This is a genomic window from Cohnella sp. GbtcB17 (assembly GCF_019091135.1).
Classification (GTDB): domain Bacteria; phylum Bacillota; class Bacilli; order Paenibacillales; family Paenibacillaceae; genus Cohnella.
On sequence record NZ_JAGXJW010000016.1, the window covers coordinates 128,836 to 139,289 of the forward strand.

Annotated in this window: 8 protein-coding genes; 1 reads left to right on the forward strand and 7 read right to left on the reverse strand. The window is 59.8% G+C overall.

Annotated elements, in window-relative coordinates; translation table 11 throughout:
- Positions 1–74 precede the first annotated feature (74 nt).
- The gene (locus KVT38_RS11220; protein WP_217593804.1) at positions 75–653 is read left to right on the forward strand and encodes a TetR/AcrR family transcriptional regulator; all 579 of its coding nucleotides are present in this window, start codon (positions 75–77) and stop codon (positions 651–653) included.
- A 66-nt stretch (positions 654–719) separates the two neighbouring features.
- Here the strand turns inward: KVT38_RS11220 and KVT38_RS11225 are convergent, their stop codons facing one another.
- From KVT38_RS11225 to KVT38_RS11255, 7 genes are all read right to left on the reverse strand, one after another.
- On the reverse strand, positions 720–1,832 hold the full coding sequence (locus KVT38_RS11225; RefSeq protein WP_217593805.1) for a response regulator: 1,113 nt from the start codon (positions 1,830–1,832) through the stop codon (positions 720–722).
- Complete coding sequence (locus KVT38_RS11230) at positions 1,829–3,562, reverse strand: sensor histidine kinase (protein ID WP_217593806.1); 1,734 nt, start codon at positions 3,560–3,562, stop codon at positions 1,829–1,831. Before KVT38_RS11230 ends, KVT38_RS11225 begins: the two co-directional genes overlap by 4 nt.
- 191 nt (positions 3,563–3,753) lie before the next feature.
- Positions 3,754–7,017 carry an immunoglobulin-like domain-containing protein gene (locus tag KVT38_RS11235; protein WP_217593807.1) on the reverse strand — a complete coding sequence of 1,088 codons (3,264 nt, stop codon included), beginning with the start codon at positions 7,015–7,017 and terminating at the stop codon, positions 3,754–3,756.
- Positions 7,018–7,151: 134 nt separating this feature from the next.
- A complete protein-coding gene (locus KVT38_RS11240; protein WP_217593808.1) occupies positions 7,152–7,616 on the reverse strand; it encodes a GyrI-like domain-containing protein in 465 nt (154 codons plus the stop codon).
- A 190-nt stretch (positions 7,617–7,806) separates the two neighbouring features.
- On the reverse strand, positions 7,807–8,883 hold the full coding sequence (locus tag KVT38_RS11245) for a helix-turn-helix transcriptional regulator (RefSeq protein WP_217593809.1): 1,077 nt from the start codon (positions 8,881–8,883) through the stop codon (positions 7,807–7,809).
- Complete coding sequence (locus KVT38_RS11250) at positions 8,799–9,773, reverse strand: DUF1835 domain-containing protein (protein WP_217593810.1); 975 nt, start codon at positions 9,771–9,773, stop codon at positions 8,799–8,801. The genes KVT38_RS11245 and KVT38_RS11250 overlap by 85 nt, the downstream gene beginning before the upstream one ends.
- Before the next feature lie 85 nt (positions 9,774–9,858).
- Positions 9,859–10,454: MFS transporter (locus KVT38_RS11255; protein WP_217593811.1), on the reverse strand; the 596-nt coding region annotated here is incomplete at its 5' end.

The window sequence follows — 10,454 nt, forward strand, 5'->3', positions numbered from 1 at the left end:
TAACCGGTTAGTCAAGTGGTATACTATCCACGAACGAAGGGGCAGGTCCCATATAAGGTAAGGATGATTGCAAAATGAGAAATGCCGAAGCCTCGCGCGAGCGAATCCTGGACGCGGCAATGGAGGAGTTCTCCACCTATGGCATAGCCGGCGCCAGGGTCGATCGCATCGCCAAATCCGCCGGGTGCAATAAGAACCTGATCTACATCTACTTTGAGAGCAAAGAAATCCTCTTTACGACCGTCCTGCAAAAAAACCTCGAGCGCGCGTTCGAGGAAATTCCGTTCTCGCCGGACCGTCTCCCCGAATTCGCGGTCAACGTATTCGACTTTGCGATGACGCATTCCGACGTCATGCGGCTGTTGATGTGGGCGAACCTGGAGCAGAAGACGGACAATCCGCCCCAACGGGAATCCGCCCATGAAGAGAAAATACGGCAAATCGGCGAGGCGCAAAGCGCCGGACGCATAGCATCGACGCTACCGCCCCCTTTTCTGCTAACGGCCATCATGACGATCGCGACCTCATGGGCCTCGACGAATCCCTTCGGCCCTTCGCTTAATCCGGAAGCCGCGAAGGACCGGGACGCCTTGCGGGCGTCCGTCGCCGGCGCCGTCGAGCGGTTGATTCGGACGGACCATCCGACGGACTGAACGGCGCTCTTTTGAAGCCGCCTGCGCGTACATGACAAAAAACCCCCTCGACCAGCGAGGGGGAGATCATGCGTATCGCTCATAAAGCTGCCGTACCTTCTCCGAGGGTTGCAGCCCAAGCTCCTGAAGCAGCAGCTGCGCGTAATGCGCGTAGTGGTTGTGAAAGGACTGCCTATCGCCCATCGCGCCGAACAGATGCAGCAGCAGCAAATTCGCGTCTTCGTCGAATTCATCGTGGGACACGACTTTCCGCGCGATCTGCGCCGCTTCACGGTATCGCTCCCGGCCCATCAGCCAGCCGGCCAGCCGCTTGGCGAAGGCGCCGTACACGATCGCCATCCGCTCGCGCTCCGCTATCGCCCATGCGTACGACTTGTTCTCGAACAGCCCGCCCGCATACTGCTTCTCCAACTCGACGGCTACCGCTACGTTCGTCCCGTCGATGTCGGACAATCGCCGGACGCCCTGCTCGAATCGAATAAAGTCGACGTCCGCTTGCTCCAGATCCAGGTTGTACTGCTCCTGCGCCGAGACGACCATGTCCTTGAGGCCTTGCGGCGAGAGCGCCTTTCTCAGCTGATAGACGGCCGTATGAAGATACGTTTCCGCGTTTTTGAGAGGCATGTTCGAGAAGATGTCCTCCAAAATTCGAACCTTTGCGACGCTGCGGCCGCGATGGACGAGCAAATAGGCGAACAATTCCAGGCTCTTCTTGGACATCCACTTCACGGCGCCCGCCTGCTTGCTGCCGGCCTCCAGGCAACCGAGACCGCGAACCGTCAGCCGGTTCGAAGACGCGTCCGCCTCGCCTGCGGATGTATAGCGCTTGCCGGCCGCTCTGGCAATCGTCTGCTCCAGTCGGATTCTGGAGATCGGCTTCACCATATAATCGAGCGGATAAACGTCGTACGCTTCAATGGCATAATCCGCATGCGACGTCGTAAACACGATATCGAGATCGGCGCGAGCCGCGCGCAAGCTGCGGGCAAGCGCCAGCCCGTCGTCCGCGGCGATCCGGATGTCGAGGAAAGCAAGATCCACGTTCCCCTCGCGGACGAGGTCTAGTACGCCCTCCGCGCTCTCGAAGCAGCCCGCTAGCGCAACGCCTTCCACTTTCGACAGCAGCCGCTTCATCGCGAGCCGCATGGCCGGTTCGTCGTCCACGATGAGCACTCTCATCCCGCCGCGCCGCCCCTCATGGTGAAGTGAAATACGCTTCCTTGCCCCGGCTTGCCTTCGGCCCACAACGTCCCGCCGCTTCTCTGCACGAACTGCCGGCTGACGAGCAATCCGAGACCGGAGCCCTTCTCTCCCGAGGTGCCCGGCAGCGAGCGGATCTGCTTGTCCTCGAATAGCCGATGCGCCTGCTCCTCGCTCATGCCCACGCCGGTGTCGCGTACGGATATGACGACCATGTCCTTCGATCGCCGGGCGTCCACATGAACGGACCCGCCCGGACCCGTGAATTTGATGGCATTGGACAGCAAGTTGCGAAGAACGAGCCCCAGCGCCTCCCGGTCGGCGTGCACAAGGATATCGGCATCGATCGAATGGGAGACCTGGATGCGTTTAGCCTCGCTGTGGAGTCGGAACAGCTGGCAAGCATCCTCGACCACTTCGGACAACCCGAGCGGCTGCGGATGAAGCGCCATGTCTTCCCGCTGGCTGCGGAACCACTCCAGGACGTTGTTCGTCATGCCGAGCGTATGGCGAATCTGCTCGCCAAGCTTCTCTACGATCTCGCGGTGATCGGGATGAACGGCGTCGATCTCGTCCTCGAGCAGCTCGATAAGCTGGAACTGCAGGGCGAGCGGGCTGCGAATATCGTGCGACACGATCGTGAACAGCTGGTCCTTCAGCCGGTTCAGCTCCGCGATCTCCTGCAGGTGACGTTCCTTCTCGGTAATGTCGACGATCAGCGAGATGCTGCCCTGCTCTTGCTTGCGCAGCACGCGAAGCGGGTACACGCTTACGCTGTATGCTTTTCGTTGCCCGTCCAGCATGACGGCGACCTCCGCGCGCCCCTGCGTCATAGAAGCGCACAGCTTCAGCCACTCCGGCCAAGGGGCGAGCAGCTCCGTCAAGGTCCGGCCGTCGATTCCGGTATGTCCCATCTGCGAGAACCATCTGGCAGCCTGTGCGTTGCTGTCGACGATTTTGCCGGAAGCGTTCGCGATCACGATGCTCTCCTGAATCGTATCGAGCACGATATTTCTTGCGATCGGCACGGTGGAGAAAAACTTGATCCGCAGCATGATCGCCAGCATCAACGTCCCCGTAAATCCGCAGTAGACCGATAGCGGCAGCAGCCAGGACGACCAGTCGGGCCGGATCCATTTTCCAATCTCCAGCACGATCGGAAACGTACTCAGAAACAGCACCCACAGCCCGGGCTTGCGAAAGTCGCCGCGAATGCTCCGTAAATATTGGAATAAAAAATAAAGGCACACGGCCAAAATGGCGTAACAGACGAGCCCGAAAACGGCGGAATACGGCGATTTAACCGTGATGAGTTGGCCGCCTTCGAGCGCGGTCGAACGATAAATCACATGAAGCCAGTGATCCAGCCACGACAGCGTGGACCAGAGCGCAAAGAATGCGAACATCGCGACTTTCCAACGCGTCTTGGCCAGCCTGTCGCGGCCGACCAGCTCGTATACGAACAGAAGAAAGAAAGGAACGATCAAGTTGGTCGCCGTAGACTGCATATGACGAAAAACCAGCTTTTCCGGCAACAGCTCGCTGCTTTTCTCCAGGATGACGCCGGCAGAAAAGACGAGCCGGCACGCGATCAGGCCGAGCAGATAGCGCACGCCGCGCTCTTCTCTGAATCCGTATACGAAATAGAAGATGACGCCCGTCATGATCGCCGAGGCGATCATCAATACAAGTTCGGCGAGTGAATTCATGCGGCGGATCCCTTTTGTTTGGGCTTGAGATTGAGAAGGCAGCCGGTAGTCTTATCCATTTCTCTCAATATAGTATACGGACAGAGCGCGCGCAACCCGCGCATATCCTTCCGGCAGCATGACAAAGACCGGCTCTTCATGTCATTGCGTGACATGCGAGCCGGCCCTAACCGGCATTCTATTCTATGAAGTTAGTGGATGGAATGCCAGAGGCGCAACAGCGCGACGGCCGCTTCCGCTCTCGTCGTCACGCCGTCCGGCACGAACAGCTGACCAGCCCGGCCCGACATGATCCCTTTCGCGCGGACGGCTTCGACGTACGGCTTGGCCCAGGCGGGAATCCGCGCGTCGTCCGCAAATGGAACGCTTGCCGCGGCGTGGTTCGTCCACTTCATGTACTTGGACACCATCGCCGCCATCTCCGCGCGATTTACCGTTCGCACGGGCCGCAGCATACCGTCGGTATAGCCGTCCAGGATGCCGACCTCCACTGCCGCTCTGACGTCGGGTCGCGCCCACGCGGGAATGCTCGCCCGGTCGTCGAAGGGCAGACCGCTTATATCCTGGACTGCACGGTCGACGTCGATCCCCAGCGCCCGCAGCAGCATGGCCGCAAATTCAGTGCGCGTGACGAGCCCGTCGGGAACGAAGGTATACGCATCGACGCCCTCCACGATGCCGAGCGCCGCTGCTTCGCAGATCTCAGACTTGGCCCAGTGATTCGCGATGTCTTGGAATGCGCATGCCGGAGGCAGCACAGTCGTGTCCGGCGCCAACCGGTTAACCGTAACCGTATAGGTCTGAACCGTGCCGGCCTCCGATTGAACCGTAATCGTCAGCACGTTGGCACCCATCGTCAGGGGCACGGGCGTCGTCTCCCCGATCCGCTCCCCCGACAGCTTGACCGCCGCCATCGGATGTGCCGGCTTCACAACCAGCACGACCTGATCCCCGGTCGTTTCCGCGGCATAAGACTTCGTGCCCGGCGCGAAGGCAGGAGATAGCGCCAGCGGTTCGCCGGCTGCCGTCAGGCTCAGACTCGCCAGATCGGCGTTGCCGCTGAGTTGGGGGGCGCTTGGCTGTACAGGCGGCTGCGCTGGCGGCTGTACCACCTTGACCGTCCGCGTCGCGGTCGCCTCGTTCCCGGACGCATCGCTCACCCTGTACGTCAGCGTGTAGCTACCGACCTTTGTCGCGTCTACCGTACCGCTTGCCTCGATATCTGCGGTCAGATCGCCGTCCCCCGCATCCAGCGCGGTCGCTCCCGGATCGGCGAACGGGGATCCGACCTCCAATTCAAGCGGGTCTGCGCCTAACAGCGCAAGCACTGGCGCCTTCGTGTCGACGACCTTGACTGTCCTGATCGCGGTCGCCTCGTTCCCGGACGCGTCGCTCACCCGGTAGGTGAGCGTGTAGGTGCCCGTCTTGGTCGCGTCTACGGTGCCGCTCACCGCAATCTCGGCGGTCTGATCGCCATCCACCGCATCCAACGCGGTCGCTCCCGGATCGGCGAACGAGGAGCCGACCTCCAGTTCAAGCGGGTCCGCGCCTAACAGCGCAAGCACTGGCGCCTTCGTGTCGACGACCTCGACCGTTCGGGTCGTATTGGAACCATGCCCGGTGCTGTCCGCCACTTCGTACAGAATATGATAGGTGCCGACCCGGGTCGTATCCACGCTGCCGCTGACGACGATCCGGTCGGTCAAGTCGCCTTCCGTCTCGTCCCAGGAGGTCGCTCCCGGATCGTCGAATGGGTCGCCGACCTCAATTTGCATGTTGTAATCGCCGTTCAGCAAAAGGCTGGGGTAAAGGCTGCGCACCACTTTAACGGTTCGCGTCTTGGTCGACGTATTGCCCGCCGCATCGGTGACCGCATACGTAAGCGTATAAGTACCCAACTCGGACGTACCCACCACGCCGCTGACCCTAATATCGGCGGTTAGATCGCCATCTCTCGCATCCAGGGCGGTCGCGCCGGGATCCGTGAATGCGTGGTTGCGCTCGACCTCCAGCAGGTCGCCGTCCCGAAGGGTGATCGCAGGCGGGGTCGAATCTACGACGAACGTTGCGATTTTCAACTGTTCGTGGCCTGTGACACTGTCCGCTGCCTCTACGGTCAAGGTGTAGGTTCCGTCAGCATAGACGCTCCCGTCGAGCAACATCGACCAGCGAAAAGCCTGGTTGTCGCCTGTCGCATCCAAATCGTACACCGCATCTTCGACCGTGACGTTGGCAGCGTCCTTGATGGCGTAGCGAATCTTCAAGGGCTCTCCGACACTGCCGTCCCGGACATACCCGGATACCGCAATCTCGTTGCCGCCCGCGCAAAGATTGTAGACGGGCGCGATCTCCTCAACGCGCACCATCGGGATAAAGGTTTTTAAATGCGGATAGGTCACGTCTTCCTGGGTTCCCCAGATCGCCGGGTCCCATCCCGTATAGGTGGACATTTTCTTCAAATCGGCTTCGCTGACGGCGCCGTCCGTCCCCGGCTCTCCGCCGATCGTCGCGAGTGCGGGATTTATGCTCGCGTTCCAGTAGGAGTTCGTCACGCTGAAGAGTGGAAAATTCTCTCTTCTACCGACCAAGCCGCCTTCGTAGATCGCACCCGGGTCAACCTTGCCTACAGCGTAGCTGTCTACAGTACCGCCTATGCTGGCAAGTCCGGCCAGCCCGCCGGACATGGTGCCAATCGTGCCGGTGTTCCGTACTTCGCCTGTTGCATAGCTGTTGAGGATCGACCCGCGAGCCTCGCCAACCAGGCCGCCGGCTCCTTCTGTAGCCGACACGTCGCCCGTCGCATAGCTTTGCTCGATTTTGGAGCCGACTGCCATTCCGCCTATTAGTCCGCCTGCGAACCTAAACGTATTGTGCGAACTCAATTGAACATGCGCGTCGCTGTTCGCGATCATGGAGCCAAAATCTATTTGACCGACCAGGCCGCCGACAGCAAATCCTTCGCCGTATATCGATCCCGATACCGAAACGCGATCGATCGATCCTTTGCCGAACAAACCCGCAAGCGCTCCTACATTGCTGAAAATGCTCGTCGATTCAATGTTCACCTGTTCTAGACGAACGTTCTCGATTTTCACGGATGCGCCGTCGACGTATCCGAACAGGCCGATAGAATCCGCCGATGACCGAATCGTCATGCCCGTAATTCGATAACCGTCACCATCGAAAGTTCCGCTAAATATGTCAGGATCGCCGATCGGCGTCCAATTCCCGTAGGCGGACAGATCGATATCGGCCCGGAGCTTGTAGCTGGCCGTCAGATCGTCCCGGACATGATCCAGATCCTCAGCCGTCCGCACGATGTACGGATTCCCCGGAGTACCGTCGCCCCCGCCCGCAAACGCATAGCCCGCCGCCTGAACGCTTAACGGACGTAAGCCTGCCAAGGGCAAAGCCGCAAGCAACACGGCTAAAACAATCAACAGCCTTTTTTTCATTACAACTCCCCATTCCCTTCCTGCTTCGGCAATCTTTCTATCTAGCCTAACAGAGCGTCATGAAAGAATTCTGAAAGAATGCGTCCCGGGAGGAAGCGAAAAGGAGCTGCCGCAGCAGCTCCCTTGATCCTTCGCTAACGAGGGACGTAGATTTCGATCTGGCTATCCTCGTTCTCCAGTGTATGAATGTCGCTCCAATATTCGATATCGATGGGCCTTACGCCGTATGTATCGTTGATAAAGCCGTACGTCTCACCGATCTGAGACTCGGGGCCTTTGTGTACGACCTTGATGAACCGTCCGGCGGGCAGCGTGTAGCTCACCATATCCGCGGGGATCCGGGCGAACGATTCGACCTCGTAGGCAAAAATGTGCCGGTACAGGACATCCGGCGTCCAATGTCCGTCCGTCGGATAAACCTGAATGAGATACATGCCGGAGCCTGCCCTGTTCTCCACTTCGGATTGGCGGCGCTCTAATTCCTCCCGCAGTTTCCCGCCGATCGTCGTCTCCATCATCTTATTCAGGCTCTCCACGACGGATAGCCCCACAAGAAGAGTCTCTGTTCTTTCTACGACGTCGACCAGGTATGAACTCATGACAAAGCCTCCCCATTTGGTAAATACATACATTAAAGATAACAGAATGTATGAATGGGCGTAAAGTGGAATTAAAAAGAACGCTCCGGCGATGGAGCGTTTTCTCTGCATGCAGCAGATCGCGAACTCACTGCAAGGGTCATCAGCTCGCGGGCAAGTCCGCGGCGGGTAGAAGAAAGGGACCCAAGCTTCAATCGGCGTCAGCTTCGTAATGCGCGGCGATCCGCGATGCCAGCTCTTGCACGCTGCGCTTTAGCTCCAGCGGTTCCTTGATGCGGATGTTCGTTCCGAACGTCATCAGGTACATTGGAAGATACTTGTTCATCGTCGGCCAGTCGAGCAGAAAACGCGCATCCCGGTCGGTCCGCTCGGTCAAGTAGTGCCGCAGATGCCAGTGGTCGCACGCGGCGTTCAGCGCGTCCGGCTCTCCTTCGATGCGGAGGACCGTCAGCGGTCCGTCCGCATCCCGCTCCCGCTCCGACTGGTCGCGGAAGTAGTCGGACGCGGAAAAGCGCGCCGGCTTTTCAAACGTTGCTTGAGTCGGCTCCAGCTTCTCGATGCGGTCCACGCGGAACGTCCGCGTCTCCCGCGACCTGTGGCAATACGCGACGGCGTACCATTCGCCGCGGTCGTAGGCGAGCCCGTACGGATCGACTTCGCGTTCGTCGCTCTGTTCCGCGTTCGCTTTGCGATAGGCGAGTCGGACCGTGCGTCCTTCCTCCGCGGCTTGCTCCAGGTCCCTTAACGACGCCACGACGGAAGGCGGCCGCGCCGGAGCGATCACGTCCAGGCCGCCTGTCCGGCTGGACAGCTCCTGAAGCTGGTCCGCCTGCAGCCCGTTCTCCACCTTTTTCAGCGCGCTCTCCAACTCCTCCGCGTACGGATAACCGGCTCCCAGCGCGAATTTATACGCATCCACGAGCGCCTTCAGCTCCAAGGCGTTGAAGAACAAGGGCGTCTCCTTGAAGCTGTCCAAAATGCGGATGCCGCCATCATGACCCGACTCCGCCACGACCGGCACGCCGCTTGCGCCCAGCGCGTCGATATACCGGTACACGGTGCGGACGCTGATCTCGAGCTGGTCCGCGATCTGCGTGGCGGTGAGCTTCCTGCCGTCCCGGAGCATCCAGAGCATGGACAGCATGTTGTCCCATTTGGCCATGCGGCGTCTCTTCCTTCCTTTTATGGCTGTTGCGTCGTTAACCGCTTCCGCCCCGCGTCCCAACGCCAGGTCAGATCGTCGTTCAGGTGCAGACCGCCATACCATTCGTCCTTAACTTTTAAACGCCCGTCCTGTACGCCCGCTGCGACATCCCGCCCTCTTGGCGTCAATGCGACGACGTTGTCGCGATCGCCGGGCAGCGCATGAGGTTGACATATTTCGATTAGCGCGGCGGGCTGCTCCGCCATCCTCCTGAGCCGATACCAGAATTCCAGATCGCCCATCCCCAGCAAACATAATCGGTCTCCCGCTTCCCTAAACAGCTCGAGCGGCGCATCCGTCCCGTCCCGGACAAGCTCTATGACAGTCTGCTCTATGATGCCAAGCCCGTTCTCGGCGGAGGGCAGGCGGGATAAATGCATTTCAAAAGCCGCCTGAGCGAAGGGAAGCGCCGACGTGTCTTCCTGAAGAATGGCTGCGTGGTCCTCTACATTCGGCGATGCGTATGCCTCCCAGATCCTTCTGCCCGTCTCCAGCTCCCGCTGTCCGATTCTCTTCCACGTACCTCCCAGCGTCTCCAACTGCTCCACCGTCAACTGCCCCAAGCCATGGAACCGTTCGATGCCCGGATAGGCGCCGATGCAAAGCAAATGGAGCTTCGTATGCCCGAGCTCCTGCCGCGAAAACCAATGCAGCAAATACCCGAGCATCAACTGGTCGAACAGATCATGCTCGAACCAAAGCACGACCTCGTCGTACTGGCGGAAGCTGCGCAGGGTTTGCTCCTGAGACTCGCAGGCTGCCGCATATTCGTCTGCCGGAATGCCCATAGCTTTCTCCAAATAGGCCGCCCTGGCCGTTCTGGCGCGAGGCTCCTCCATTTTGACGAATGTCGGACCTGCCGGATACACTTCCCTCCAGACGAGAATATCGCCGCGGATATTCCCTTTTCGCAGCTTGTCGCCGACACTGTCGCCGTTGACGATGTGGAGCATGGCGGCGCCTCCTTCTCGGTTCCTTCTTAAGTCCAGTGTATACTACCGAGTTAAAAAATGAAGGCCCGCTCCTTCCGTTTCGTCTTTATTTCTTGACCTTCGTCAGCATAAAGGCCGGGACGAGCGCCAACACGGTGAACCCGAACGACCACCAGAACGCGGCCTGATAAGCGTGAGCGACTGCGTCTATGCCGGATACCGCCGCGCTTCTGATCCGGTGATCGATGACGGTGGCCAGAATCGCCGAGCCGAAGGCGCCCCCGATCGTCTGGAAGATCCGCGTGGAGATACTTGCGTGCGGGATCTGCTCCTTGCTGAGTCCAGCATAGGCGGACACCATGATCGGGATAAAAATGCCGTTCAACGCCGCGCCCCGCACGAACTGCGCAATGCCGAGAAGGACGTGGTTCGTCTCCGCTCCGGAGAGCGCGAACGGGATCGTGCCGATCGCCGTCACCGCCAGGCTCAGCAGCACGATATTGCGCGAGCCCATCCGATCCGCCAGCCTTCCGATCCAGCTCCGCGTCGCCAGCATGCCGAGCCCTTGCGGAATGAGCAGCAGTCCGGTATCCAGCACGCCTACGCCGCGCACCTGCTGGTAATACAGCGGCAGCAGCAGCATCGCCCCGTCCATCACCAGCCCCGTCAGAAGCAGCGCTCCGTTCGACCCGAGAAGATGAC

What these genes read in the sequence shown, in the direction of transcription:
- KVT38_RS11220 (WP_217593804.1), top strand. Translation starts at nt 75, where the DNA reads ATGAGAAATGCCGAAGCCTCGCGCGAGCGAATCCTGGACGCGGCAATG.
- KVT38_RS11230 (WP_217593806.1), bottom strand. Translation starts at nt 3,562, where the DNA reads ATGAATTCACTCGCCGAACTTGTATTGATGATCGCCTCGGCGATCATG.
- KVT38_RS11225 (WP_217593805.1), bottom strand. Translation starts at nt 1,832, where the DNA reads ATGAGAGTGCTCATCGTGGACGACGAACCGGCCATGCGGCTCGCGATG.
- KVT38_RS11240 (WP_217593808.1), bottom strand. Translation starts at nt 7,616, where the DNA reads ATGAGTTCATACCTGGTCGACGTCGTAGAAAGAACAGAGACTCTTCTT.
- KVT38_RS11245 (WP_217593809.1), bottom strand. Translation starts at nt 8,883, where the DNA reads ATGGTATGGCGGTCTGCACCTGAACGACGATCTGACCTGGCGTTGGGA.
- KVT38_RS11235 (WP_217593807.1), bottom strand. Translation starts at nt 7,017, where the DNA reads ATGAAAAAAAGGCTGTTGATTGTTTTAGCCGTGTTGCTTGCGGCTTTG.
- KVT38_RS11250 (WP_217593810.1), bottom strand. Translation starts at nt 9,773, where the DNA reads ATGCTCCACATCGTCAACGGCGACAGTGTCGGCGACAAGCTGCGAAAA.